Here is a 26,062-nt window from a genome sequence, read left to right on the forward strand (position 1 = left end):
GTACCCGGGCCGGCCCGCCGCCGGCCCGGGACGCCGTCAGCCGATGGCGCCGATCGCGGTGCCCCAGTTGGCGAGGTACGGCGGGTACCCGAAGGTGCCGGGGACGTACTCGGCGGCCACCCAGACGGTGCCACCGGGGTCGGCGACGGCGGCCGAGTAGTCACCCCAGCGCTCCTGGCCGTTGCCCCCGTACTGCGGGTATCCGGTGAAGCCGTCGGCAGGCTTCGTCCCGGCACCGTAGATCGACACCGGGCCGGTCGGCGCACCGGACGACGACAGGCGCACGTAGGCGGTCGACGGGTGGTAGCCGGGGCCGGCGAGCGTGAAGACCATGGCCGCTCGGGTACCGCCGGGAGCGACGCCGATGGACGGGTACATCACGGAGTTGCGGTTCACCGACACGTATCCCTGATGGGCCATCGTCGCCGAGACGCTCGTCGGCGTCGCGGTCGGCCGGACGACGAAGTAGGCGATGGCGGTGGTGGTCGGGCCGTTCTCGGTCTTCGCCGCGGTGTTGACCCCGCTCCACAGCTTCCCGCCCGCGTAGACGACCTGGTTCATCCGGTCGTCATTGGACTGGAGCAGGTTCAGCTTGTCCTTGAGGCTCTGGCCGAGCGGGTACGGACCGGACTTCTGCTGCACCGACGGCGGCTGGCCGTACACCTCGCTGCCGATCACCGTCCGCGACACCGTCACGGCCGGGTGGTCGGTCGTCAGGCTCCGAGTGTTGGTGAGCGCCCAGGCGGCGATCCGGTCGTCCAGCGTGGCGGTGAAGTCCAGAGCGGAGAGCGCGTACTCCGTGCCGTTGTTCGCGGTCGACCAGTCGGCCGCGACCGGGGACGTGGCGGGCTGCACGCTGTAGGCGGTCCCTTCGGCGAGCGGCGTGCCGTTCGTCTCGATCCGCTGGTAGCGCAGCGTCCCCGCCGCGAGGGCCGCCTTGTCGAACGCGTAGATCTGCGCCCCGTTGAACTCGGGCCCGTCGATCGAGAACTCGTTGGTGGTGACGTAGAAGCCGTAGGTGTCGGCACCGATCAGCGGTTGGTCGCCCAGGCAGGGGCATCCGGCGTGGCTCGGCGTGCCGTGCGTGCCGTCGTTCCGCACGTCGATCCGGTACAGGTACCAGTCGGCGGCGCTGGTACCCGGCGTCGCGGTTCGGCTGACCGCGATGTTCTCGTAGCTGTCGCCCGTGAAGTCCCCGGTGGTCGGGTTGGTGCCCAGCTGCAGTTCGGTCATGAAGAACCGGTGCAGCACCGGGTCGAAGTAGCACTTGGGGTCGGACACGAACGGGCCGTAGGTGCCCGTGGTCCGGTCGACCTCCGCGACACCGTCGTTCCAGAACGGCGTGTACGCCTGCGGTGCCGAGGTCCTGGCTCCCGACGTCGAGTAGGTGGCGAAGACGTTGTTCACGCCCTCGATCACCTCGGTGCCGCCGACGCAGAGGGCCTGGTCAGGGGGTTCGAGGCTGAACTGGTTGCCGCCGTTGGCGTCACGGGTGTCCCGCAGGCTCAACCCCTCGGCGCGCTTGGCCGCCGCATCCGTCACGACGACACGTCCCACGGGGCGCGGCAGTCCGGCCGCCGGGACCCGGGACGGCGCGTTCGACCGCGGAGGCGTCAGCACCCCGCCGGCGTCGTCCTCGCCGGGTTCGAACGGCCGCGTCTCGGTGGTGCTCGCCGAGGTCGCCGCTCCCGCCGGCGGGGGCGCGACGATCCCGAGCCCGATCAGGCAGGCCGTCACGGCGGCCGCGGTGAGCCCTCGACGTGCCCGTACTGCCGGTGCTGCCATGGTCGAACCCCGTCCGCCGACCGGTCCGCCGTCGGGCTGACGGGCATGCCGGTGCACGGAGTATTGCGAGGTGTCCGGTTCCCGGCAATACCGACAGGCGTGTCGGAGGAACCGGGCTCAGGATCGCGGCAACCCCGGCGGCACCGCCGTCCCGAACCGGTCGCTCCCGCCGGCGCCACCCACGGCGGCGGCCCGGCGACGGCGTGGACCGTCGGCGCGGGCCACCAGGAACGCGGCGAGCACCCCGCCGATCGCACCGAACAGGTGCCCCTGCCACGAGACGCCCGACGAGCCGGGGGTGAGCACGACGTGCACGATGCCGGTCCAGAAGATGCCGCCCCAGATGGCCAGCAGCAGCACGCCGACCAGGATCTGGCTCAGGGTCCGGGTGAAGATGCCGCGCGAGACCAGGTAGGCCAGCCAGCCGAAGACGAGGCCGGAGGCTCCGACCGTCACCGCGTGCGCGGGACCGACCAGCCAGACACCCAGCCCGGACACCAGCCAGACCAGCACGGTCACCGCGACGAACTGCCGGACGCCGCCCACCATCACCAGGAAGCCGAAGATCACCAGCGGGACGATGTTGGACAGCAGGTGCTGCCACGACGCGTGCAGCAGCGGGGCGGCCAGCACCCCGTCCAGCCCGGCGACCGTCCGCGCCTGGATGCCCAGGTGCGCGTCCAGCCAGTAGCCGGTGACCGAGTTGGCCGTCTGCACCAGCACCAGTACGACGGCCAGCACGCCGACGGTCACCGCGGCCGGCCGGACTGCGGCCGGCAGCAGCATCGACCCGCGGCGGGCCGGGGTGGCGGGCCCGGTGGGCAGCGTGGGCATCGTCATGGCACCACGCTACCGACGCGGCTCGACCGCGGGATCGGGGAGAAACCCTGACCGGGGACCGGTCGCTACGCCCAGAGCTGGCCCTCCAGGCCGCCCGCGGCCGCCGCGTCGTCGGTCGCCCCGTACACGCCCGTCGACAGGTACTTCCAGCCCGCGTCGCAGACCACGAAGGCGACGTCGGCCCGCTGCCCGTCGCGCACCGCCCGGGTCGCGATGCCCAGCGCCGCGTGCAGCGCGGCGCCGGTGGAGATCCCGGCGAAGATGCCCTCGACCTCGAGCAGCTGCCGGGTGCGGCGCACCGCGTCCTCCGGACCGACCGAGTACCGGGTGCTGAGCACGCTCTCGTCGTACAGCTCGGGCACGAATCCCTCGTCCAGGTTGCGCAGCCCGTAGACCAGCTCCCCGTAGCGCGGCTCCGCCGCGACGATGGCGATGTCCGGGACCTTCTCGCGCAAATACCGGCCCACTCCCATCAGGGTGCCGGTGGTGCCCAGCCCGGCGACGAAGTGGGTGATGGACGGCAGGTCGGCCAGCAGTTCCGGGCCGGTGGTGCGGTAGTGCGCGGCGGCGTTGTCCGGGTTGCCGTACTGGTACAGCATCACCCAGTCCGGGTGGTCGGCGGCCAGCTCCTTGGCCAGCGCCACCGCCGCGTTGGACCCGCCGGCCGCCGGCGACGGGATGATCTGCGCGCCGTACGCGCGCAGCAGCAGCCGCCGCTCCTCGGAGGTGTTCTCCGGCATGACGCAGATCAGCCGGTAGCCCTTGACGCGGCACACCATGGCCAGCGAGATGCCGGTGTTACCGCTGGTCGGTTCGATGACCGTGCACCCGGGACGCAGCCGCCCGTCGGCCTCGGCGGCGGCCACCATCGCCAGCGCCGGGCGGTCCTTGACCGACCCGGTGGGGTTGCGGTCCTCGAGCTTGGCCCAGAGCCGGACCGTCGGCGACGGGGACAGTCGGGGCAACCCGACGAGCGGGGTGCCGCCGACCGCGTCGATCAGGCTGTCGTACCGCGCCATCACGCTCCCGAGCCCCCAGCGACCTGTGCCCGACTGTCGCCTCCGGCGACCTGAGCCCGACTGTCGCCTCCGGCGACGGCAGGCAGGATCGTCACCTGGTCGCCGTCCGACACCGCCGTCTCGAGCCCGCCGGTGAACCGGACGTCCTCGTCGTTGACGTAGATGTTCACGAACCGGTGCAGCGTGCCGTTCTTGACCAGGCGGTCACCCAGCCCGGCGTACCGGCCGTCGAGGTCGGAGATGACCTCGGCCAGCGTGCCGCCCTCGGCGGTCACCGACTTCTCGCCCTTGGTCATCGGCCGCAGGATCGTCGGCACGGACACGGCAACGCTCATGGTCTGTCTCTCCTCGTCGGTCGGCAGCGGGGGCTGCCGGGTGGGTGTCCCGGGGGGACTGTCAGGTCGCAACGCCTTCGGCGGCCGGAATGATGTCCAGCGGTTCCTCGGTGACCGTGCCGTCGACGATCCGGTAGGACCGGATCTCCGCCGAGTCCGGGTCGCGGGTGGACACCAGGACGTAGTGCGCCTGCGGCTCGCCGGCGTACGAGACGTCCGTCCGGCTGGGGTACGCCTCGGTCGCGGTGTGCGAGTGGTAGACCACGACGACCTCCTCGTCGCGGGCGTCGAGCTCGCGGTACAGCCGGAGCTGCTCGGCGGAGTCGAACCGGTAGAAGGTCGGCGAGCGCTCCGCGTTCAACATCCGGACCAGCCGCTCCGGCCGGTCGCTGCCGGCCGGCCCCGCCACCACGCCGCACGCCTCGTCCGGGTGGTCGGCCCTGGCGTGCTCGACCATCTCGTCGACCATCGAGCGCGGGATGCGGAGCGTCACCCGGTCAGCTTATCGACCCGTCCGCGGCCGACGGGCCGCTGCGGGCGCCGTCCGGCCAGGTCAGGCCAGCATCACACCGACCAGCGAGTCCTGCACCGCCGAGAGCCAGCGGTACACGTGGTAGGCGGCCGCCGCGGGTCCGTCCGGGTCGTCACCGACGCCCGGCGGCTCCCGGTCGTCCTCGGTGATGCCGAGCCGGACACCCATGGACAGCCGGATGTCGTTGAGCGCGGCGATCCAGGACTCGGCGAGCTCGGCGGACAGATGCACGGTGCCGCCGCCGCGGGGCAGCGAGTCCAGGACGGCGACGGCCGCGGCGTCCTTGCCGGCGACGATGCCCGGCTCCCGCAGCACCCGCAGGCCCGCGGACAGCACCGGGTCGTCGCGGTGGAAGTCGGGCAGCAGCCGCGCCAGGGCGGGGTCGTCGGGCGCGTCCGACGGTCCGGTCACCATGCCGGTCATCACCGCGAGCGGATCCGCCGTCCCGGCCGCCTGCGCCCGGCGCTGCGCCAGCAGGTGCCGGACCTGGTCCAGCAGGTCGGACAGCACCGCGACCTCGCCGGCCTCGAAGGTGGCGGTGTAGCGGCCGCGGTGACGGCGGAACGGGCGCACGGGTGGCAGCGGCCCTCAGCGGTCCTGGGCCATGGTCGCCCATAGCCCCGCTGCCTGCAGCTTCGCAACGTCGGCCTCCATGGCGTCCCGCGTCCCGACGGACACCGTCGCCCTGCCCTTGTGGTGCACGTCCAGCATCAGGGCCTCGGCCCGCGGCCGCGGGTGGCCGAGCACGCGCTGGAAGATGAGCGTCACGTACGACATGAGGTTGACCGGGTCGTTCCACACGATGGTGACCCAGGGGGCGTCGGTGGCCGCGACCACGTCCTCGACCGGCTGGTCCTGCCGGGTCGGGGCGGTGGCCACCGACCCGCCCGACGCCCTGACGGCGACCGGCACAGCGACCGGCACGGGGACCGGCACAGGGACCGGCACAGCGACCGGCACCGTCGCGACGGCGGGCCCCGGCGCCGCCGACCAGCGATGCGGGTGACGGCGACTCACCCGTCCAGTGTCGCACGGAGCCTCTGCCGCGGCGGGCCTCTACGCTCCCGGAATGCCCGCCGCCGCGACCAGCCGGGTCAGCACCGCGCTGCTGACGGACCAGTACGAGTTCACCATGCTCGAGGCGGCCCTGGCCGACGGCTCCGCCGACCGCCCCTGCGTCTTCGAGGTCTTCGCCCGGCGGCTGCCGCACGGCCGCCGCTACGGCGTGGTGGCCGGCACCGCCCGGCTCCTCGACGCCCTGGCCGACTTCCGGTTCGACGACGGCACGCTCGCCCGCCTGGAACCGTTCCTGGCCCGCCGCACCGTCGAGTACCTGGCGTCCTGGCGGTTCGACGGCCACATCGACGGCTACCGTGAGGGCGAGCTGTACTTCCCGGGATCCCCGGTGCTGTCCGTGCGCGGCAGCTTTGCCTCCGCCGTGGTGCTGGAGACCCTGGCGCTGTCCATCCTCAACCACGACTGCGCCATCGCCTCGGCGGCGGCCAGGATGGCGTCCGCCGCCGGTGACCGGCCGCTGATCGAGATGGGCTCGCGGCGGACCCACGAGGAGGCGGCGGTGGCCGCCGCCCGCGCCGCGTACCTGGCCGGCTTCACCAGCACGTCGAACCTGGAGGCCGGCCGCCGGTACGGCATCCCCACCGGCGGCACCGCCGCGCACGCCTTCACGCTGCTGCACGACACGGAGGCCGACGCCTTCCGCGCCCAGATCGCCGCGCTGGGCACCGGGACGACGCTGCTGGTCGACACCTACGACATCACCCAGGGCATCCGCACGGCGATCGAGGTGGCCGGCACCGCGCTCGGCGCCATCCGCATCGACTCCGGGGACCTCGGCCCGCTGGCCAGGGCGGCCCGCGAGGAGCTGGACGGCCTCGGCGCGTCGGCCACCCGCATCGTGCTCTCCGGCGACCTGGACGAGTACGCCATCGCAGCGCTGCGCGCCGAACCGGTCGACATGTACGGCGTCGGCACGTCGCTGGTCACCGGCTCGGGTGCGCCCACCGCCGGCATGGTCTACAAGCTGGTCGAGGTCGACGGCCGGCCGGTCGCCAAGCGCAGCGAGAACAAGGCGTCGCACGGCGGCGCGAAGTCCGCGCTGCGCCGCTACCGCGCGTCCGGCACCGCCACCGAGGAGGTGGTGTACCTGCAGGCACAGGGCCCCGACCGGCGCGAGGAGACCGACGTCGAGCTGGCCGTCCCACTGGTCCGGGACGGCGCCGTGCTCCCCGGCCTGCCGAACCTCGAGCAGTCCCGGCAGCACCTACGGCGCGCGCTGGTCAGCCTGCCGTGGGAAGGCCTCGGGCTGTCGCAGGGCGACCCGGCGATCCCGACCGTGATGCCGCCGGTGCGCTGACGTCCGGGAGACTGGACCGATGCCGACGGACGCGAGCCACCCGGACTACTCCCCCGCCACCGCCCTGATCGTGGTCGACATGCAGCACGACTTCGCCGACCCGGCAGGCTCGCTGTACGTCCGCGGCGGCGAGGACCTGCTGCCCGGCATCGTCGCGGAGATCGAGCGGACCCGGGAGGCCGGCGGGCCGGTGCTCTACACCCAGGACTGGCACCCCAAGCACACCCCGCACTTCGCCGCCGACGGGGGGATCTGGCCGGTGCACTGCGTGATGGGGACCCCCGGCGCCGAGTTCGTCCCGGGGCTGCCCGTCGAGGGCCCGGTGGTCCGCAAGGGCTCCGGTCCCGAGGACGGTTACTCGGGGTTCTCGGTGCTGGACCTCCGCACCGGGCACACCCACGAGACCGAGCTGGACAGCATGCTCGCCGACCGGAACGTCACGGCGCTGCGCATCGTCGGGCTCGCCGGCGACTACTGCGTCAAGGCCACCGCCATCGACGCGGTGGGCCTGGGCTACGCGGCGATCGTGCCGCTGCGGCTCACCCGGTTCGTCGAGCTGCACCCCGGCGACCGGGACGCCGCGGTCGAGGCCATGGCCGAGGCCGGGGTCGAACTCGAGGACTGACGGCGGGGACACTGTCCCGATGACGCCCGCGCCGCCCCGGGTCCACCGCCTGGCCGCCGACGAACTGGCCGCCGCGCCCACCCACCGACGCGAGCTGTTCGGCCTGCAGCTCGACCGGTGGTGGACGGACCTGCAGGACGGGCTGCACCGGGTCTACCCGGCGGACACCGCACGGGACCTGTCCGACCGCCTGGTCGTGCTGGCCGCGCGGGCGTTCGCCGACCGCGACCCCGACCTGGCCCGGCTCGACCTGCAGCGCACGCTCGAGCCGGACTGGTTCCAGTCCGAGTCCATGCTCGGCTACGCCTGCTACGCCGACCGGTTCGCCGGCGACCTGCAGCGGCTGCGCGCCCGCATCCCGTACCTGCGCGAGCTGGGCGTCACCTACCTGCACCTCATGCCGCTGCTGCGACCCCGGCCGGGCGACAGTGACGGCGGCTACGCCGTGGCGGACTACCGGACCGTCCGCGAGAACCTCGGGACCGTCGAGGACCTGCGGGCCCTGGCCACCGACCTGCGGCACGCCGGGATCAGCCTGGTCCTCGACCTGGTGCTCAACCACGTCGCCGCGGAGCACGAGTGGGCGGTCCGGGCACGCGCCGGGGAGCAGCGCTACCGGGACTACTTCTACGTCTACCCGGACCGCACCATGCCCGACGCCTACGAGCGGACCCTGCCGGAGATCTTCCCGGACTTCGCGCCGGGCAGCTTCACCTGGGACGACGAGCTGTCCGGCTGGGTGTGGACGACGTTCAACTCCTGGCAGTGGGACGTCAACTGGACCAACCCGGACGTGTTCTGCGAGTACGCCGACACCGTGCTGTTCCTCGCCGGGCTCGGCGTGCAGGTGCTCCGGCTCGACGCGATCGCCTTCCTGTCCAAGCGGCTGGGCACCGACTGCCAGAACCAGCCGGAGGTGCACGCCATCACCCAGGCCCTGCGCGCCGTGGCGCGGATCGCGTGCCCAGCCGTGCTGTTCAAGGCGGAGGCCATCGTCGGTCCGGCGGACCTGGTGCACTACCTGGGTCAGGGCCACCACCACGGGAAGGTGAGCGACATCGCCTACCACAACTCCCTGATGGTGCAGGTCTGGTCGATGCTGGCGTCCCGGGACGTCCGACTGGCGGCGCACGCGCTGGCCGCCCTGCCGCCCGCCCCGAGCACCACCGCGTGGGTCACCTACCTGCGCTGCCACGACGACATCGGTTGGGCGATCGACGACGCCGATGCCGCGGCGCAGGGCATCAGCGGCTGGGAGCACCGCCGCTTCCTGGCCGACTACTACGCCGGCGAGTTCCCCGGCTCGCCGGCCCGCGGGCTGGTGTTCCAGGCCAACCCGGAGACCGGGGACCGGCGGATCAGCGGCATGGCGGCGAGCCTGGCCGGCCTCGAGACCGCCTACGAGGCGGCGCTCGCGACCCTCACCGACGGCACGGCACCCGGCGCCGGTGATCGGCCGGGCAGCACCCCGGAGCTGGACATCGTCGTGGGGCGGCTGTTCCTGGCGCACGCGGTGGTGCTCGGCTGGGGCGGCATCCCGGTCGTCTGGATGGGCGACGAGCTCGGGATGACCAACGACGAGGACTGGGCCTCGGAGCCGGGCCACGAGGCCGACAACCGGTGGGCGCACCGGCCGCGGATGGACTGGGAACTCGCCGAGCAGCGGCACCACCCGGAGACCGTCCCCGGCCGGGTGTGGACGAACCTCCGGCACCTGGTGTCCGTGCGGGCCGGGCTGCCACAGCTGCACGCCGCCGTCGCCGCGGAGATCGGCCCGGTCACCGACCCCGGGGTGCTGCCGGTGGTCCGCCGGCACCCGCTGGGCGTGCTGCTCGAGCTGTTCAACGTCACGGATACCTGGCGTGCGGTGCCCGGCTGGGTGCTGGAGCGCTACGGGCTCGCCGGGGGCACGGACCGGATCTCCGGCGAGACCGTGACGCCGGGCCCGGACGGCTCGGTGTGGCTCGCGCCGTACGCCGCGGTGTGGATCACCGCCGCCGGCGACGACCAGGGCTGACTCAGGCGGTCGACGGACCGGGATGGGGGCGGCCGCCCGGGGCGCGGGCCACGACGGTCACCGTGCCCGGGTCGACCTCGGTGAACCCGGCGTCCCGGACGGCGAGCAGCCGGTCCCCGGACCACGCCGCCGCCGGGTCGGCCAGTCGGGCGGCCAGCCCGGCGAAGCGCTCCGACCGACCGCGGACCTGCACCGGGCACCCGGCGGCGTACCAGCGGTCCAGCTCCGCCGGGTCGTCGCCGGCCAGCAGCGCCGCGGCGATCATCCCGGCGTGGCCGGCCTGCGCCATGGCCTTGCCGAGCGTCATCACCGGTTCCAGCGGCAGCCACAGCTCGAGCGCGGCCGGGTCGTCGGGAGCGGAGCTCGGCCGGTCCGGTTCCACCTCGGTACCGCCGACCTGCAGCTTGGCCACCGCCTTGGGTACCTCGACCACGCGTCCCGGCACCAGGGCGCGGATCTCGGTGTCGCCGGCGGCCAGGGAGACGCCCGGCAGGTCCGCGGTGCCCGCCCAGCTCGCACCGCGGGCCCGCCGGGTCACCTTGCGGATGTGGCCGGCGCAGTAGTCGCGCACCGCGTCGTGCCAGGGGCCGCCGGGCTCGCTGCGCGGGTCCAGGCAGACCAGCGCGGCGCCGGCGGCGGCGAGTGCCAGCGCGCCGTGCCACGACGGCGGCCGGTCCCGCTCCAGCCGGAGCACCAGCTGCAGGGCGCGGACGTCCACGGCGGCCTCGTCGCGGTCGTCGAGCACCTGGTCCGCGTCCATGCCGAGCCACCGGGCGTACCGGGCCCGCAGCGGTGCCAGCACCGCGCCCGTGGTCACCGCCCGGCCGGGGCGGCGAGCGGCACCCTTCGCAGCCGGCCCTCGGCGGCGTCGGCGGCCTCGACCTCGTCCCGGGTGATCCCCAGGATGAAAAGCACCGGGTCCAGGAACGGCTGGTTCAGCGCGGTGTCCGCCGCGTCGGCCACGATCGGCTTGGCGTTGAAGGCCACGCCGAGCCCGGCGGTGGTCAGCATGTCGATGTCGTTGGCACCGTCGCCGACGGCAACCGTCTGGTCCAGCGGCACACCCGACGCCGCGGCGAAGCGCTCCAGCGCCCTGGCCTTGCCCGGCCGGTCCACGACGTCGCCGACCAGGCCCCCGGTGAGCCGGCCGTCGACGACCTCGAGGGTGTTGGCCGCAACGAAGTCCAGGTCCAGCTCGTCCACCAGGTGCCGGGCGACCTGGGTGAAGCCGCCGGAGACGATCCCGCAGCGGTAGCCGAGCCGCTTGAGGGTCCGGATCGTGGTCCGGGCTCCCGGGGTGAGCTCGAGCTCCGCCGCCACCTCGTCCAGCACCGCGGCGTCCAGGCCGGCGAGCATGGCGACCCGGCGGCGTAGCGACTCGGCGAAGTCGAGCTCGCCGCGCATGGCGGCCGCGGTGATGCGTTCCACCTCGGCCCCGGTCCCGGTCCGCTCGGCGAGCAGGTCGATCACCTCGCCGGTGATCAAGGTCGAGTCCACGTCGAAGACGATCAGCCGCTTGGCCCGCCGGGCGAGGCCGGCCCGCTGCACGGCGATGTCGACACCCTCGGCGGCCGCGACCCGGGCGACGGACAGCCGGAGCACGTCGTCGTCCCGGGCGGTCACCGACAGCTCGAGCCCGGTGACCGGGTAGTCGGCGACCCGGCGGATGGTCTCGATGTTCACCCCTGCCTCGCCGAGCGCCCTGGCCAGCGCGCCGATGGCACGGGCCTGCAGCGGCCGACCGAGCACCACCAGGGCGTGCGTCGCGGACCGGCGCTGGTCCGCCCCCGGCGGGTCGATGGCCACCCGCACCGTCGTCCCGACGGAGGCCATCGCCTGCTCGACGTGCTCCTGCAGCGCCTCCGGGTCACCGGGGGTGCGGACCAGCACGCCGAGCGTCAGCGCGCCGCGGATGACCGCCTGGTCGATGTCGAGCACCTCGACGCGGTGGGCGGACAGGGCGGTGAACAGCACGCCGGTCAGGCCGGGACGGTCGGGACCGTTGACCGTGATGAGCACGGTGGACATGGGCAGGCGCATCCCTGGTCGGGGCCCGGGTCGACGCCCGGGCCTGGAACGACGGAACCGCGGCGCCGGGGTGGCGCCGCGGTCCGCGCGGTCGGTGGCGGGTCAGTACGTCGAGGTCGACGACGCCTCGTTCGGGATCTTCAGGTGCGCACTCGACTCCAGGTCGGACAGGGGCTCCCAGCTGCGGCTGGGGTGTGCCTCCACCCGCAGCCGCTCGACCATCTCCGGGTGGTGCAGCTCGAAGGCCGGGCGCTCGGACCGGATCCGCGGCAGCGAGGTGAAGTTGTGCCGCGGCGGCGGTGAGCTCGTCGCCCACTCCAGCGAGTTGCCGTAGCCCCACGGGTCGTCGGCGGTGGTGACCTCGCCGTAGCGCAGCGACCGGAAGACGTTCCAGATGAACGGCAGCACGGACGCGCCGAGCACGAAGGACCCGATGGTCGAGATCATGTTCAGCGTGGTGAACCCGTCGGTCGGCAGGTAGTCGGCGTACCGACGGGGCATGCCGATGGTGCCGAGCCAGTGCTGCACCAGGAACGTCAGGTGGAACCCGACGAAGGTCGTCCAGAAGTGGACCTTGCCCAGCCCCTCGTCCAGGAACCGGCCGGTCATCTTCGGGAACCAGAAGTAGATCCCGGAGAACGTGGCAAAAACGATCGTCCCGAACAGCACGTAGTGGAAGTGCGCCACCACGAAATAGGTGTCCGAGACGTGGAAGTCCAGCGCCGGGGCCGCCAGGATGATGCCGGTCAGGCCGCCGAAGAGGAAGGTCACCAGGAAGCCGGCCGCCCACAGCATGGGCGTCTCGAAGGTGATCTGCCCCTTCCACATCGTGCCGATCCAGTTGAAGAACTTCAGCCCGGTCGGCACCGCGATGAGGAACGTCATGAAACTGAAGAACGGCAGCAGCACGGCGCCGGTGGCGAACATGTGGTGCGCCCACACCGCGACGGACAGCGCCGCGATCGAGAGCGTCGCGTAGACCAGGCCGCGGTAGCCGAAGACCGGTTTGCGCGAGAAGACCGGGAAGACCTCGGTCACGATCCCGAAGAACGGCAACGCGATGATGTAGACCTCGGGATGCCCGAAGAACCAGAACAGGTGCTGCCAGAGGATCGCGCCGCCGTTGGCCGGGTCGAACACATGCGCGCCGAAGTGCCGGTCCGCCGCGAGCCCGAAGAGCGCGGCCGTCAGGATGGGGAACGCGATCAGGATCAGGATCGACGTCACGAAGATGTTCCAGGTGAAGATGGGCAGCCGCCACATCGTCATGCCCGGGGCACGCAGGCAGATCACCGTGGTGATCATGTTGACGGCGCCGAGGATGGTGCCGAGGCCGGAGACGGCCAAACCCATGATCCACATGTCCCCGCCGGCGCCCGGCGAGTTGGTGTTGTCCGACAGCGGCGTGTAGGCCGTCCAGCCGAAGGCCGCAGCGCCGTTCGGGGTGAAGAAGCCGGCCACCGCGATCGTGGCCCCGAACGCGTACAACCAGTAGGAGAACGCGTTCAACCGCGGGAAGGCGACGTCCGGGGCGCCGATCTGCAGCGGCAGCACGAAGTTGGCGAAGCCGAACACGATGGCCGTCGCATAGAAGAGCAGCATGATCGTGCCGTGCATGGTGAACAGCTGGTTGTACTGCTCCTGGGACAGGAACTGCAGCCCCGGCCTGGCCAGCTCGGCCCGCATCAGCAGCGCCATCACACCGCCGACCAGGAAGAAGAAGGTCGCGGTGCAGATGTACATCTTCCCCAGGGTCTTGGGGTCCGTCGTCCGCAGGAAGCCGAGCAGGGCGACACCGGGCCGCTGCCGCTTGACCGGGTACGCCCTCGACACGACCGGGCGGGGCACGACAGCCGTCACGGCACTCCTCCACTTCGATACGGCGACCGTCCTCGGGCCGCACGCGGCCGGGCGATCTGAGATGGAGCTTAGTCCGACAGATCGTAGAAGCGAGCTCCGGAGCCGGTGGTTTCGGCCCGGGCGGCTCCCGTCACCCGGTCAGCGGCCGGCGGCGTAGGCCTGGGCGCCGCGGGGATCGGCCCCGGCGCGCAGCACCTGGCTGTCCCGGTCCCGCGCGACCGCGCACATCCGGCCCAGCGTCCAGCCGCCGGACAGTTGCACCCGGTGGCCGCGGCGCTCGAGCTCGGCCAGCACCTCGGGGGCGAACCGGTCCTCCAGGACGACCTGACCGGGGTGGGCGTCCCGCGGGTAGAACGAGCTCGGGAAGTGCGTGCTGTGGAACGACGGCGAGTCGATCGCCTCCTGCAGGTTGCGGCCGCCGGACAGGTGCCGCAGCACGAAGTTCAGCTGCCACTGGTCCTGCTGGTCGCCGCCGGGTGAGCCGAAGGCCAGCTCGACCCGCCCGTCGCGCAGCGCCATCGACGGCGAGAGCGTGGTGCGCGGGCGGGTGCCCGGGGTCAGCGTCGTCGGCAACCCCGGCTGCAGCGCGCACATCTGCAGCCGGGTGCCGAGCGGGAACCCCAGCGCGGGGATCACCGGGGACGACTGCAGCCAGCCGCCGCTGGGCATGGCGGCCACGGTGTTGCCCCAGCGGTCGACCACGTCGACGTGGCACGTGTCGCCCGGCGAGCGCCCGTCTCGGCCGGCCCGGTCCGCCGACTCGCCCGTCCCGGCGTCGATCGGCGGCGGGCGGTCACCGGTCCGGGCCACGGTCGGCTCGCCGATCCCGGCGGCCGTGGCGGCCTCGGGGAAGGACGCCAACCGGGGCTCCCGGCCGTCGGGGCTCCCGGGCCGCAGCGAGAGGTCGGCGCGCTCCCCGATCAGGGCCGCCCGCTCGGCCGCGTAGGCCGGCGAGAGCAGGGCCTCGATCGGCACGGGCAGGGCGTCGCCGTACCAGGCCTCGCGGTCGGCGAAGGCCAGCTTGCCGACCTCCACCACGCGGTGCACGAACTCGGCGCCGTCGACGTCCTCGGGCACGCCGAGCAGGTCGAGCATGCGCAGCTGCTGCAGCAGCACCGGCCCCTGGCCCCACGGCCGGGTCTTGGCGACAGTCCACTCGCCGAACGGGGCCGTGACCGGGTCCTCGTAGGTGGGCCGCCAGGACGCCATGTCCGCACCGGTGAGCACGCCGGCGTGCCGCTCCCCCGACGAGTCCAGGAACTCCCGGCGGGCGAACGCGTCGACGGCCTCCGCCACGAAGCCCTGGGTCCAGGCCTGCAGCGCGGCGTCGACCCTGGCCTCCCGGGACGCGCCGCTGCGGGCCGCGGCGAGCAGCTTGCGGTAGGTACCGGCGAGCACCGGGTTCCGCAGCACGCTGCCGGGACGTGGTGCCCGGCCGTCGGCCAGGTACAGCTCGGCCGAGGTGGTCCAGTCGTCGGCGAACAGCTGCTCGACGTTCTGCACCGCCCTGGCGATGGTGGGCAGCACGGGCACCCCGCCTTCGGCAAGGTGGACGGCGTACTGCAGCACCGTCTCCAACTCGAAGGTGCCGTGGTCGCGCAGCAGGGTCAGCCAGGCGGCCGTCGAGCCGGGGACGGCGGCGGCCAGCAACCCGGATCCGGGGACCAGTTGCAGTCCGAGCCCGGTGTAGTGGTCCACGGTGGCGCCGGCCGGGGCGACCCCCTGCCCGCAGAGGACCGTCGGCGGCCCGTCCGGCCGCGCGAACAGCAGCGGCAGGTCCCCGCCCGGACCGTTCAGGTGCGGCTCGGCCACCTGCAGCGCGAAGCCGGCCGCGACGGCCGCGTCCACCGCCGTCCCGCCGGCCTCCAGCACCGCCATGCCGGCCGCGGTGGCCAGGTAGTGGGTGGAGGCCACCATGCCGAAGGTGCCCCACAACTCGGGTCGCGTCGTCGCCATCGGCCCATACTCGTCCCGGGCGGGGTCGACGGTGCACGCGGGCCCGACCGCGCGGGGGCCGCAGATGCAACAAGGGCCGCACCGTCGGTGACGGTGCGGCCCTTGTCGTCCGGGTGGAGCTGAGGGGACTCGAACCCCTGACCCCCACACTGCCAGTGTGGTGCGCTACCAGCTGCGCCACAGCCCCGAGCTGCCCGGCAACTCTAGCAAGTCACCGGGGCCGCCCCCTAATCTGGGTCAGCCGACGATCTTGGTGAGCCAGTCGGTGCTGTTGGTGTTGACCTGCTTGCCGTCCTGCAGCACGGTCGGCGTACCCCACTGGCTGCCGAGCGCGGCCTTGAGCTGGGCCTGCCCGGCGGCGGACTCGGTCTTGGCCAGGTCGATCTGCGCGCCGGAGGTGATGCACGAGGCGGCCGCGGACGAGGCGCCGTTCTGCGTCGCGAGTTCGGCCAGCTGGGCGTTGGACAGGTCCGACGACCCCTGTTCCTCCGGTTGCGTGCCCTGCGCGAACAGCTTCTCCAGATAGGACAGGAAGCCACCGGCCCGGGTGCCGCTGTCCTGGGCGACGCACATCATCGCCGCCGAGGCCCGCGTCGAGTAGTCCCCGGAGTGCGAGTTGGCGTTCAGGAAGTCGAGCATGTGGTACCGGACCGCCAGGGTGCCCTTGTCGACGTTCTCGTTGATCTGGTCGCCGTACTGCTGCTCGAAGAGAGCGCAGAACGGGCACATCGGGTCCTCGTAGAAGTCGAGCGTGGCCTTGGGGGTGCTGCCCGGTGCGGACACGGTGACCACGCCGTCGGCCGACAGCGTCGCCGTGGACTTGGTGGAGGCCCCGTAGTCCGAGGTCGCCTTGCCCTGGTTGGCGTTGAGGACAAGGCCGACGACCACCACGGCGATCATGATGACCACCGCGACGCCGCCGATGATCAGCTGGGTGCGGTTCGAGCCCGGCTTGGTGCGCCGGGCCGCGGCCACGGACTGGCGGGCGGCGGTGGATCGTCCGGCGGCCGGCCGGGCGCCGCCGGTGGTGCGCGGGGCGGGCCCGGTCCCGCGGCGACCGGCCCCGCCCTTGCCCGACGCCGCCCGGCCGCCCTTGCCGCCACTGGTCTGGCCCGTCCGCCGGCCGTCCGCCACTGTCCCTACCTCCGCGTCGTCTGTGTCTCTGCTCGCGCCGGGGCGCTGCCGGCGTCCCCGGCCGGCCCGCCGGTCCCACTATGCCCGGCTCGCCGCACGGTCCAGGACGAACCGGTCCACGGACAGCGGTGTCCAGGGCCACCGGACGAGCACCGCCGCGAGCACCAGGAAGCCGGTGTCGCGGAGGATCTCCGCGGTGTACGCGGTCTGGCCGGCGGCGACCTGGCCGCCGCCACCGAAGCAGCCGCAGTCGATCGACAGCCCCCGGGCCGCGGCCGAGGCCACGCCACCGATGAACACCAACAGCACCACCGCGGACAGCACCGCGGTCAGCCGGGTGGCCAGACCGACCAGCAACAGCAACCCGAGCGCCAGCTCCAGGAACGGCAGGATCAGGCCCACCGTGTCGGCCACGGACACCGGCAGCAGCCGGTACGCCCGGACGGCCAGCCGGGTCTGCGTCAGGTCGGCGGCCTTGATGGAGCCGGAGACCAACCACACCGCCGCGAGGCCCAGCCGGGCGACGAGCGTCACCGCGTCCAGGACGCGCTGCCGGGTGGTCACGGGCCGACGGTAGCGGTCCGACATGGGCGGACGGTGAGGACACCGTCCCGGAACCAGGTGACCCGGTGGAGGAGCGGACGGAGCCGGCTCAGCGCCCGGTGGTCTCCACGGCCCACCCGGCGGCCTCCAGCCGGTCCCGCACCCTGGCCTCGTCCTCGGCGTGCGGCATGTCCTGCGTCACCTTGGTGATCAGCACCCCGATGTCGGCGGTGCCGAACGGCGGGCGGCCGCCCTCGGTCAGCTGGCCGACGATCCAGGCGATCTCCTCGTCGGTGACCCGGCGCCGCAGCAGCGCCAGCAAGGGGACGTAGTCCTGCTCGGGCACGCCGGACGGGTACCCGGCACGCAGCCACCCCATGACGGCCCGGAGGAAGGCCGGGCGTTCGATCATGCCTCTCCCTCAGGACGGTCCGGCGGCGGCGGGGACGTCCGCGTCCGGCGCGAGCGGCCAGCCCCCGGCGGCCAGCCGCGCGGACACCCGCGCCACGTCCTCGTCGCTGGGGGGCTGCCGCGACACCTCGCCGACGACCTCGCCGATCCGCGAGCGGTCGATCTCCAGCTCCCCCGACTCGACCAGGGTAGCCACGATCTCGTCCAGCTCGACGTCGGTGAGCCGGTGCCGCAGCACGGCGATCAGCGGCAGGCAGTCCTTGGGCGGGACTCCGTCCGGGTAGCCGGCGCGCAGCCACGAGACCACCGACGAGAAGAAGCCGGTCCGCTCGGTCATCAGGTCCCTCCGGGTGCGGTGCGGTGCGGGTGGCGGGTCAGGACAGGCCCCAGCGGGCCAGGAACGTCTTGGAGGCGGTGAGCACCACCAGCCCGGCGATGACGGCCACCGCCACGACGAGGAAGCACACCGCGGCGCCGGCGATCCCGGCTGGACTGGTGCGGCCGCGCGGCCCGTCGCTGCCGACGGCCAGCGATCGCATGCCCAGGGCCACCAGGGCGGGCAGGCCGGCGCCGAGCACCAGGCCGACGAGCAGCACCTTCCAGATCGGTGCGACGGAACTCCAGACGGCGGACACGGTGTCGTCCCTTCTCAGACCGAGGCCGGGGTGCGGGGCGAGGCGTCGGCGGCAGCGCGCGGCGCACCGTCCCACTCCTCGTTGACGTTGCCGGCGTGCACCGGGGCGCGGCGCGAGCGCAGCCAGATGGCGGTGGCGGTGGCGACCAGGATCGCGAAGACCAGCAGGATGCCGAACAGTCCGTCGGCCGGGCCCTTGAGCAGGTCGGCCAGCCACCAGCAGATCGCTCCGACGACGGCCGCGATCGGCAGCGTGAACAGCCACCCGGCGGCCATCCGGCCGGCGATGTTCCAGCGCACCTGCGCGCCCCGGCGGCCGACCCCGGTGCCCAGGATCGAGCCGGTCGCCACGTGGGTGGTGGACAGCGCCAGGCCCAGGTGGGACGAGGTCATGATCACCGCGGCGGACGCGGCCTCGGCCGCCATCCCCTGCGGCGGGCTGATCTCCACCAGCCCCTTGCCGAGCGTCCGGATCACCCGCCAGCCGCCGAGGTAGGTGCCCAGCGCGATCGCCACCGCGCACGACAGCTTGACCCAGAACGGGATGCCGTCGGAGCTGGTCAGCGACCCGTGCGCGACCAGGGCCAGGAAGATCACGCCCATCGTCTTCTGGGCGTCGCCGGTGCCGTGCGCCAGGGACACCAGCGACGCGGAACCGATCTGACCCCAGCGGAATCCGCGGTCGCGGCGGCGGGGGTCCAACCGCGCGGTGATCGAGTAAACCAGGTACGTGCCGACGGCCGCGATGACCAGCGCCACCAGCGGCGAGAGCAGCGCCGGGATGACGATGCTGGACAGCACCAGGGTCCAGTCGACGCCGCTGGACCAGCCCAGACCGGCGATGGCCGCGCCGATCAGACCGCCGAACAGGGCGTGCGAGGAGCTCGACGGCAGGCCGAGCAGCCAGGTGACCAGGTTCCAGAGGATCCCGCCGACCAGGCCGGCGAAGACGATCGTGATGAGCAGGTGGTGGCCGCCGGGCGCGTCGAAGAACGGCAGCGGCTGACCGCTGTGGTGGACGACCTGACCGGAGGCGTCCTTGACGTCCTTCGTGTACTGGATCTTGACCACCTTGGAGACCGTCTTGGCCACCTCGATGGACAGGAAGGCGCCGACCAGGTTCAGCACGCCGGACAGCGCGACGGCGACCTTGGGCTTGAGCGCCCCGGTCGCGATGGACGTGGCCATCGCGTTGCCGGTGTCGTGGAAACCGTTCGTGAAGTCGAAGGCCAGGGCGGTCCCCACGACCAGGACCAGGATGACGAGTTCGGTCACGACCTCATGGTCGTTCAGCCGCTGAACGAAGTCCATCGCCGTGCGAAGTGTTTGCGCAGCTCAGCCCAGTGTTCCGCCGCTGTTCACCGGCTGTTCACCTGGGCCGGCGGCACCCCTCGGGGCGCCGCCGGCTCCGGCGGTTCAGAGCTGTGCGACGAGATCGACCACGGCGGCCGCGGCGGACTGCGTCTGCCCCGTCGACTGGTCGGTGCTGCCGGCGATGAGCACCAGCACCCGGCTGCCCAGGGGGACGCCGACCAGGCCGGCCAGCGCGCCGTCGGCGCTGACGGTGATCTGCTGCAGCCCCTGGCTGCTGCTCTCCGTCGCGGCCGCGCCCTTCTTCGGCGGCCACGTCGACTGGGTCTGCGTGCCCGCCCAGTCCCGCACCACCAGCTGCACCAGCACGCCGCCCGCCTTGACCGGAGCGCCGGTGCCCTTGTCGACGACGTGCACCGAGTTCGTCTTGGGCTCCGCCAGACCCTTGGGGATGGTGATGGTCGGCTCCTTGCCGGGAGCGCCGCTGATCGTCGGCAGGCCGGCCGGCAGCTTCTGCGGCGCGGCGTCGGCCTGCCCGGCGGTGTCGGACTTGATCACGCCGACGATGTCGATGACGAACACCAGGGTGTCGGTGCCCTTGATGTCGGGTGCCTTGCCGGCCGACCCGTAGCCGTCCGACGGCGGGAGGCTGAGCAGGACCCGGTCGCCGACCTTGAGGCCGACCAGCCCGACGTCCCAGCCCGGGACGACCTGCCCGGTGCCGATCTGGAACGTCGAGGTGGCCTTGCGGTCGTAGGAGTTGTCGAAGACCTTGCCGCCCCAGGTCTGGCCCAGGTAGTTGGTGACCAGGTAGTCGCCCTTGCCGACCGTGGCGCCGTTGCCCTGCACCAGGATCCGGCGCTGCAGGCTGGGCGGCGGGTTGCCCTTGGGGAAGGTCAGCGTCGGCTTCTGCCCGAAGCCGCCGGTGGCCGTCGGCAGTTGGTCGGCGGGCACCGCCGCCGCGACGACGGTGGCCGCGGGAACCGCCGGCCCGAGCGTGGCGGCGGGCGATGCGGTGGAGCCGCTGGCCCCGCTCGACCCGCTGGCCCCGCCGTCCGTGGTCGGCGTGCTGCTGGTGCCGGATCCGCAGGCGGCCAGCAGGACGAGGGGCAGGGCGGCGAGCACGGCGCGGATGCGCATACGAGAGGTTCCTCCGGTGGTACTCCTGCGCGGCGCGACGTCGCGGACAGGACAGGGATGACGTGCGTACGGGTGGACCGTGGCGGAGCGGCGGTCCGACGGCCCACCCTACGCAGACCTGCTGTCGACCAGGTGTGAACGAGCTGGGCGAGGTCCCGGGACGGTCCGGTCCGTGCGGGCCCGGCGGAGACCTACCCTCTGTGGCGTGGCCGGTCAACGCGTCTTCGTCGCCCAACTGGCCGGTCTCCCGGTGTTCGGGTCGGCCGGCGAGTCGATCGGCAAGGTCCGCGACATCGTCGCGGCGCTGCGACTCGACCGGCATCCCCCGCGGGTGCTCGGGATCGTCGTCGACCTGCCGACCCGCCGGCCGATCTTCGTGCCGATGCTGCGGGTGGCCTCGATCGAGCCGCGCGGCATCGCGCTGACCAGCGGGTCGGTGAGCCTGCGCCGGTTCGAGCAGCGGCGGCTCGAGGTGCTGCTGCTCGGGCAGCTGCTCGGCGCCCGGGCGCGGATCGCCACCACGGCCGGGTCCGCCACGCTGGTGGACGTGGCCATCGAACCCACCCGCACCCGCGACTGGGTGGTCGCCAAGGTCGCGGTGCGCGAGCGGGCCGGACGGCTGGCCCGGCGCACACCGGTGCAGGTGCTGGCCTGGGGTGACGTCCGCGGGCTCGACCCGGCCGAATTGACCGGCACCACGATCACCGGCACCGAGCAGCTGCTCGCGTCGTTCGAGGGCATCCGCCCCGCCGACGCCGCCACGGTGATCCGGGACCTGCCGGCCGCACGCCGGTACGAGGTCGCCGACGCGCTGGACGACGAGCGGCTGGCGGACGTCATCGAGGAGCTCCCCGAGGAGGACCAGAAGGACCTGCTCTCCCACCTGGACGAGGGCCGCGCCGCCGACATCCTGGAGGCGATGGATCCCGACGACGCGGCGGACCTGCTGGCCGAGCTCCCGTCCGGGATCTCCGAGCGGCTGCTGGAGCTCATGGAGCCGGAGGAGTCCGGACCGGTCCGCCGGTTGCTGCAGTACTCGTTCGACACCGCCGGTGGCCTGATGACCCCGGAGCCCGTCGTGCTCACCCCGGACGCCACCATCGCCGAGGCGCTGGCGCGGGTGCGCTCCCCCGACCTGACGCCGGCGCTGGCGTCCATGGTCTTCGTCTGCCGCCCGCCGCAGGCCACACCGACGGGCCGCTACCTGGGCTGCGTGCACACCCAGCGGCTGCTGCGGGAACCGCCGTTCGAGCTGGTTGCCGGCGCGGTCGACAGCGAGATGGCCCGGCTGTCCCCCGGCGCCGGTCTGGCCGAGGTCACCCGCTTCTTCGCCGCCTACAACCTGGTCTGCGCCCCGGTGGTCGACGAGGAGGACCACCTGCTAGGCGCGGTGACCGTGGACGACGTGCTCGACCACCTGTTGCCGGAGAACTGGCGGGAGCTGGGCCTGGCCGAGATGGGCATCGGCGAGCGCCCGCGGACCGCGGCGGCCCGGATCCCGGCACGACCGAGAGGAGCCGGCCGTGCCTGAGGCCCGCGGACGCCGGTTGGACCAGCCGCGCACCAGCCGGCGGTTCGGCCTGGACATCGACCCCGAGGCGTTCGGCCGGTTCTCCGAGAACCTGGCCCGGTTCCTGGGTACCGGCAAGTTCCTGTTCTGGCAGACCCTGCTGGTGATCACCTGGATCACCCTGAACCTGGCGGCCGTCCACCTGCGGTGGGATCCGTACCCGTTCATCCTGCTGAACCTGGCGTTCTCCACGCAGGCCGCGTACGCGGCGCCGCTGATCCTGCTGGCACAGAACCGGCAGGACGACCGGGACCGGATCAGCCTGGAGGAGGACCGCACCCGGGCGGCGCAGACCAAGGCCGACACCGAGTTCCTGGCCCGGGAACTGGCCGCGCTGCGGGTGGCCATCGGCGAGATCGCGACCCGGGACTACCTGCGGGGCGAGATCGACCGGTTGCGCGGGGACCTCGAGGACATGGCCGCCGGCCGCCCGCCGCGGGACAAGCAGTCCGGCAAGTCCGGCAAGCAGGGCGGCAAGTCCGGCGGCAAGGGCGGTGGCGGGTCGCTCCCGGTGCTCGCGGACGGCGACCCCGTCGGGACGGTCGTCAGCGGATGACCGCCGCGCCGCGCGTCGTCCTGCTCACCGCCGCCGGGATCGGCGACCACGACCGGGACCTCCGGCCGCTCGCGCAGGCGCTGGCCGACCTCGGCGCCGTCCCGGCCGTCCGCGAGTGGGACGACCCCGCACTGGGCGACCTGCCGGCCGACCTGGCCGTCATCCGCAGCACCTGGGACTACAGCGGCCGGCTCGACGAGTACCTGGCCGTGCTCGACGCCCTGCCGTTCCCGGTCGTCAACCGGTTGCCGGTGGTCCGCTGGAACGCCCGCAAGACCTACCTGGCCGGGCTGGCCGCCGCCGGGGTGCCGGTGGTGCCCACCACCGTCGTCCCGGCCGGCCCGGACCCGGTGCTGCCCGACGTCGACGCGGACCGGGTCGTGGTCAAGCCGTCCGTGTCGGCCGGTGGTCGCGGGGTCGGCCTGTTCCCTGCCGGCTCGCCCGCGGCGCTGGAGCACCTGCGGACGCTGGCCGCCGACCGGGACGTGCTGGTGCAGCCGTTCCTGCCGGACGTGGCTCTCGGCGAGCGGTCGCTGGTCTTCCTGGACGGCCGGTACTCGCACGCCGTGCGGAAGGTGCCCGCCGACGGCGGCTACCTGGTGCAGGAGCGGCACGGCGGCACCACCGGGCCGCACCGGCCCACCGACGACGAGCGGGCCGTGGCCGACGCCGCGCTGGCCCGGGTCCCCGGCGGCGCCGACGACCTGCTGTATGCGCGGGTGGACCTGGTGGGCCCCGGGCCTGCGCCGCTGCTGATGGAGCTGGAGCTGATCGAGCCTGGCCTGTTCCTCGGGCACGCGCCCGGCGGAGCCGCCGCCCTCGCCCGAGCCGCGCTGGACCGGATCACCGACGGGCTGTGAGCTGCGACCCACCGGACGAACGCGTCCGGGGCGGCAGCCGTCTAGATGTCGGCCTCGACGGAGCGGCTGCCCTGTGCCGTCCGCTCCCCGCCGTCCACGCGGCCCGATCCCCGACGAGGACCATGCCCGACACCATCCCCCGCCCCCTGCCCGTGCCGCCGTCCCCACCGCTGCCGGTGATCGCCGCGCTCGACGGCTCCGCCGACGACCTGGAGGTCGCCCGTTGGGCCGCCCGCGAGGCGGCGCTGCGCGGCACCGGGCTGCGGCTGGTCCACCTGTCCGTGCCGGCCCTGCCGCTGGCACCGGCCGGCGCGGTGGCGCCGGTCCGCAGTCGCCGGCTGCTCGAGTCCGCCGACCTGGCCCGGCGGTCGCTCACCCGGATCGCCCGCACGGTGGTCGACGACGACCCGGCCCTGCCGGTGGCGGCCGCCCTGGCGCACCAGGACCCGGTCGGCACCCTCCGCCGGTTGACCGGGTCCGCCGTGCTCACCGTCGTGGGTGCGGCCGGTGTGCGCAGCGGCGGTCTCGGCCGGCAGGTGACGTCGGCGTTGGCCGGCGGTTCGACCGGGCCGGTGGCGGTGCTGCGCCGCGACCCGGCCGACGGAATCGTGCGGTCCGACGGGCCGGTCGTGGTGGCCGTCGACGCCGGGCGGGACACCGCCGCCGCCGTCGACTGGGCGGCGGACCGGGCGGCCCGCGCCGCGGTGCCGCTGCTCGCGGTGGCCGTCCCGGGCCGCTCCCGCCGCGGCGACCGGGCATCCGCCGCGGCGGCCGGGGCCGACGTCGTCGCCGAGGCGGAGGCCTACCTCCGGCTCGACTCCGCGCTGACCGCCGTCCGCGAGCGGCACTCCGGGCTGGACGTCCGGCCGCTGGCGCCGCAGGGGGACCCGGTCGCCGAGCTGCTCGCGGTGGCGGCCACCGGTCGGGCGGCCGGTGCGCCGTCGTTGCTGGTCGTGGGCCGGCGTCCGGCTGCCTGGTGGCGCGTAGGCGCCGCCGCGCGGCGCCGCCGCGCCGTCCTGGCCGGGGCGTCGTGCCCGGTCGCCGTGGTCGGCATCGCACCCGCCGGCGGTGCGCGATCGGGGGCCGGCCGATCGGACCGGCAGTCCGGGCGCTGACCACCCCGGGTACGACGAAGGCCCCCGACCTGACAGGTCGGGGGCCTTCGTGCCCACGTCGCGTGGAGGTGGCGGGAATCGAACCCGCGTCCAACGTTGCGTTGTGAGGGCTTCTCCGGGCGCAGTCCGCGTCGTCCCTACTCGGCCCCACCGGTCATGCGAACGTGCCGGTGCGACAGGCCCAGTCGCTGTGAGTTGTCCCGCAGGATCCCGCGACCGGATCCATTGGTGAGTCCCCTTGTCGACGCCAGGACCCGGGTCGGAGACACACCCGGCCTGACGGAGTCGCTACTCGCTCAGGCGGCGAGGGCGAACTCGCGCTGACTGTTGTCGGCGCTTGATTTTTTGCAACGGATGGTTTTCGAGATCATCGTTGCCTTCCTCGGCCCGCTTCACCTCACTCGACAGCCGCTGTCGAGACCAATCACCCCCGGGGGGAGAACGGCTCCGTCAGCCTACCCGGCGGCGGCCCACCGGTGCCACGCCTGTCGTGACTCAGATCCGCGGGCAGTCGGGTTGACCGGGGACGAGCGGCGCGACCAGGAGCACCTTGGTCAGCACGCCGACCCGCCAGACCGACTGCACCGGCCCGCTCCCCAGCCGGTCCAGCACCGCGGTGGCCGCCCGCCCGGTGAGGACGCCGCACCGCCCGCCGGGCGCCCGGTGTCGCAGGGCGCCGTCCAGGTCGACCCCCGACGGCCACGTCACGGGCGTGTCCGTGCGCGGGCCCGACGACTCCACCACCCGCACCCGGTCCGGCGTCCACCGCGGGGCGCCGGTGACCGCGGCGGCCAGCCCGTCGAGCAGCCTGCGCAGGTCCGCGCGGTGGCCGCGCTGCACGGGCGAGACGTACTCGTCGCCCACCCCGAACCCGTAGACGTCGATGGTCACGGCGCCCTGGCCGCTGCCGAGCGCGACGTGGGTGGTGCCCTGGTCGGTGATCGACGGGGTGCCCATGTCCTGCCTGGACAGCTCGCGGATCTGCCGGACCACAGCGGCCGTGGCGCAGTCGCCGACCGTCCCGATCCGGAACCGGGCCGGCGGCCGGGTCCGTTCGCCCGCGTCGTCGGTGACGATGACCGTGCCGTCCGGCCAGAGCGCGATCCGGTACGGCTCGGTCTGCGGGCTGGCCACCCAGTAGTTGGCCCCGTGCGTCACCACCAGCAGCGGCGGCCCGGCCGGCGTGGGCGGAGCGGTGGCCGGCTGCCGGACCGCCGGACAGCTGCCGGTGTCCGTCGCGCCGGTGCTGGTCGTCCCGGTGCTGGTCGTGCCGGTGCTCGTCGTGGAGCTCGTCGGTCCGGTGGTCGCCGGCGAGGCAGTACCCGAGGTCTGGCAGGCCGCCAGCAGCACGACGGCCGCACCGGCCAGCGCGGAGCGGGTCAGGGTCCGGAAGGTGCGCAGTGGGGACATGCCGCAT

The 26,062-nt window shown here is 73.6% G+C and carries 26 protein-coding genes, 1 tRNA gene and 1 other RNA gene; 7 read left to right on the forward strand and 21 right to left on the reverse strand.

All coding sequences use genetic code 11. The features are described from left to right. Window positions 1-36: 36 nt before the first annotated feature. The 7 genes from IEY37_RS14370 to clpS form a co-directional block, all read right to left on the reverse strand. Window positions 37-1,785, reverse strand: coding sequence for a hypothetical protein (locus IEY37_RS14370; protein ID WP_188942711.1), 1,749 nt, complete (start codon window positions 1,783-1,785; stop codon window positions 37-39). Window positions 1,786-1,902: 117 nt separating this feature from the next. Further along, entirely contained in the window at window positions 1,903-2,625 is a 723-nt protein-coding gene (locus tag IEY37_RS14375) for a rhomboid family intramembrane serine protease (RefSeq protein ID WP_229674443.1), read from the reverse strand. A 65-nt stretch (window positions 2,626-2,690) separates the two neighbouring features. Next, window positions 2,691-3,644 carry a PLP-dependent cysteine synthase family protein gene (locus tag IEY37_RS14380; RefSeq protein ID WP_188942713.1) on the reverse strand — a complete coding sequence of 318 codons (954 nt, stop codon included), beginning with the start codon at window positions 3,642-3,644 and terminating at the stop codon, window positions 2,691-2,693. Further along, entirely contained in the window at window positions 3,644-3,979 is a 336-nt protein-coding gene (locus IEY37_RS14385) for a MoaD/ThiS family protein (protein ID WP_188942715.1), read from the reverse strand. Before IEY37_RS14385 ends, IEY37_RS14380 begins: the two co-directional genes overlap by 1 nt. 61 nt (window positions 3,980-4,040) lie before the next feature. Further along, entirely contained in the window at window positions 4,041-4,448 is a 408-nt protein-coding gene (locus IEY37_RS14390; RefSeq protein WP_188942876.1) for a M67 family metallopeptidase, read from the reverse strand. An 84-nt stretch (window positions 4,449-4,532) separates the two neighbouring features. Then, on the reverse strand, window positions 4,533-5,084 hold the full coding sequence (locus IEY37_RS14395; RefSeq protein ID WP_188942717.1) for a DUF2017 domain-containing protein: 552 nt from the start codon (window positions 5,082-5,084) through the stop codon (window positions 4,533-4,535). Window positions 5,085-5,099: 15 nt separating this feature from the next. Beyond that, window positions 5,100-5,390, reverse strand: a complete 291-nt coding sequence (clpS, locus tag IEY37_RS14400) for an ATP-dependent Clp protease adapter ClpS (RefSeq protein WP_188942719.1) — start codon at window positions 5,388-5,390, stop codon at window positions 5,100-5,102. A gap of 190 nt (window positions 5,391-5,580) precedes the next feature. Between clpS and IEY37_RS14405 the strand changes: the two genes are divergently transcribed. The 3 genes from IEY37_RS14405 to IEY37_RS14415 are packed head-to-tail and all read left to right on the forward strand — an operon-like array spanning window position 5,581 to window position 9,527. Further along, window positions 5,581-6,885: a nicotinate phosphoribosyltransferase gene (locus tag IEY37_RS14405; RefSeq protein WP_188942721.1), complete on the forward strand. Its 1,305-nt coding sequence runs from the start codon at window positions 5,581-5,583 to the stop codon at window positions 6,883-6,885. A 19-nt stretch (window positions 6,886-6,904) separates the two neighbouring features. Beyond that, window positions 6,905-7,510 (forward strand): isochorismatase family protein, encoded by a 606-nt coding sequence (locus IEY37_RS14410; RefSeq protein WP_188942723.1) that lies wholly within the window; start codon window positions 6,905-6,907, stop codon window positions 7,508-7,510. A 19-nt stretch (window positions 7,511-7,529) separates the two neighbouring features. Next, on the forward strand, window positions 7,530-9,527 hold the full coding sequence (locus tag IEY37_RS14415; protein WP_188942725.1) for an alpha-amylase family protein: 1,998 nt from the start codon (window positions 7,530-7,532) through the stop codon (window positions 9,525-9,527). 1 nt (window position 9,528) lies between these two features. On the opposite strand, the gene IEY37_RS14420 is transcribed toward IEY37_RS14415, so the two are convergent. The 12 genes from IEY37_RS14420 to IEY37_RS14475 all read right to left on the reverse strand — a co-directional run bounded on the left by IEY37_RS14420 (window position 9,529) and on the right by IEY37_RS14475 (window position 20,544). Next, window positions 9,529-10,344: an aminoacyl-tRNA hydrolase gene (locus IEY37_RS14420; RefSeq protein WP_229674444.1), complete on the reverse strand. Its 816-nt coding sequence runs from the start codon at window positions 10,342-10,344 to the stop codon at window positions 9,529-9,531. After that, entirely contained in the window at window positions 10,341-11,555 is a 1,215-nt protein-coding gene (serB, locus tag IEY37_RS14425; protein WP_229674445.1) for a phosphoserine phosphatase SerB, read from the reverse strand. The genes IEY37_RS14420 and serB overlap by 4 nt, the downstream gene beginning before the upstream one ends. 102 nt (window positions 11,556-11,657) lie before the next feature. Next, a complete protein-coding gene (gene ctaD, locus IEY37_RS14430) occupies window positions 11,658-13,415 on the reverse strand; it encodes an aa3-type cytochrome oxidase subunit I (protein ID WP_188942729.1) in 1,758 nt (585 codons plus the stop codon). Window positions 13,416-13,553: 138 nt separating this feature from the next. Beyond that, on the reverse strand, window positions 13,554-15,371 hold the full coding sequence (locus IEY37_RS14435; protein WP_188942731.1) for a gamma-glutamyltransferase family protein: 1,818 nt from the start codon (window positions 15,369-15,371) through the stop codon (window positions 13,554-13,556). A 114-nt stretch (window positions 15,372-15,485) separates the two neighbouring features. Then, a tRNA-Ala gene (locus IEY37_RS14440) sits at window positions 15,486-15,558 on the reverse strand. 50 nt (window positions 15,559-15,608) lie between these two features. Continuing rightward, complete coding sequence (locus tag IEY37_RS14445) at window positions 15,609-16,505, reverse strand: DsbA family protein (RefSeq protein WP_188942733.1); 897 nt, start codon at window positions 16,503-16,505, stop codon at window positions 15,609-15,611. 78 nt (window positions 16,506-16,583) lie between these two features. After that, window positions 16,584-17,069 carry a MauE/DoxX family redox-associated membrane protein gene (locus tag IEY37_RS14450; protein ID WP_229674446.1) on the reverse strand — a complete coding sequence of 162 codons (486 nt, stop codon included), beginning with the start codon at window positions 17,067-17,069 and terminating at the stop codon, window positions 16,584-16,586. Between the two features lie 88 nt (window positions 17,070-17,157). Next, window positions 17,158-17,460, reverse strand: coding sequence for a DUF3349 domain-containing protein (locus tag IEY37_RS14455; RefSeq protein ID WP_188942738.1), 303 nt, complete (start codon window positions 17,458-17,460; stop codon window positions 17,158-17,160). Between the two features lie 9 nt (window positions 17,461-17,469). Further along, the gene (locus IEY37_RS14460; protein WP_188942740.1) at window positions 17,470-17,796 is read right to left on the reverse strand and encodes a DUF3349 domain-containing protein; all 327 of its coding nucleotides are present in this window, start codon (window positions 17,794-17,796) and stop codon (window positions 17,470-17,472) included. 37 nt (window positions 17,797-17,833) lie between these two features. Further along, window positions 17,834-18,094 carry a hypothetical protein gene (locus tag IEY37_RS14465; protein ID WP_188942742.1) on the reverse strand — a complete coding sequence of 87 codons (261 nt, stop codon included), beginning with the start codon at window positions 18,092-18,094 and terminating at the stop codon, window positions 17,834-17,836. Between the two features lie 14 nt (window positions 18,095-18,108). After that, the gene (locus IEY37_RS14470; protein WP_188942744.1) at window positions 18,109-19,404 is read right to left on the reverse strand and encodes an inorganic phosphate transporter; all 1,296 of its coding nucleotides are present in this window, start codon (window positions 19,402-19,404) and stop codon (window positions 18,109-18,111) included. Window positions 19,405-19,509: 105 nt separating this feature from the next. Further along, window positions 19,510-20,544 (reverse strand): FKBP-type peptidyl-prolyl cis-trans isomerase, encoded by a 1,035-nt coding sequence (locus tag IEY37_RS14475; RefSeq protein WP_188942746.1) that lies wholly within the window; start codon window positions 20,542-20,544, stop codon window positions 19,510-19,512. Between the two features lie 205 nt (window positions 20,545-20,749). Between IEY37_RS14475 and IEY37_RS14480 the strand changes: the two genes are divergently transcribed. The 4 genes from IEY37_RS14480 (at window position 20,750) to IEY37_RS14495 (ending at window position 24,645) form a co-directional block, all read left to right on the forward strand. Beyond that, complete coding sequence (locus IEY37_RS14480; protein ID WP_188942748.1) at window positions 20,750-22,075, forward strand: magnesium transporter MgtE N-terminal domain-containing protein; 1,326 nt, start codon at window positions 20,750-20,752, stop codon at window positions 22,073-22,075. Next, window positions 22,068-22,670 (forward strand): DUF1003 domain-containing protein, encoded by a 603-nt coding sequence (locus IEY37_RS14485; RefSeq protein ID WP_188942750.1) that lies wholly within the window; start codon window positions 22,068-22,070, stop codon window positions 22,668-22,670. Before IEY37_RS14480 ends, IEY37_RS14485 begins: the two co-directional genes overlap by 8 nt. After that, complete coding sequence (locus IEY37_RS14490) at window positions 22,667-23,530, forward strand: ATP-grasp domain-containing protein (RefSeq protein ID WP_188942752.1); 864 nt, start codon at window positions 22,667-22,669, stop codon at window positions 23,528-23,530. Before IEY37_RS14485 ends, IEY37_RS14490 begins: the two co-directional genes overlap by 4 nt. A 122-nt stretch (window positions 23,531-23,652) precedes the next feature. Further along, window positions 23,653-24,645, forward strand: a complete 993-nt coding sequence (locus IEY37_RS14495; protein ID WP_188942754.1) for a universal stress protein — start codon at window positions 23,653-23,655, stop codon at window positions 24,643-24,645. A gap of 60 nt (window positions 24,646-24,705) precedes the next feature. Here the strand turns inward: IEY37_RS14495 and ssrA are convergent. Then, window positions 24,706-25,077: a transfer-messenger RNA gene (gene ssrA, locus IEY37_RS14500) on the reverse strand. Between the two features lie 63 nt (window positions 25,078-25,140). Next, window positions 25,141-26,055, reverse strand: a complete 915-nt coding sequence (locus IEY37_RS14505) for a hypothetical protein (protein WP_188942756.1) — start codon at window positions 26,053-26,055, stop codon at window positions 25,141-25,143. Window positions 26,056-26,062: the final 7 nt, after the last annotated feature.

The sequence above is a fragment of the Nakamurella endophytica genome, from assembly GCF_014646215.1.
GTDB classification, from domain to species: Bacteria; Actinomycetota; Actinomycetes; order Mycobacteriales; family Nakamurellaceae; genus Nakamurella; species Nakamurella endophytica.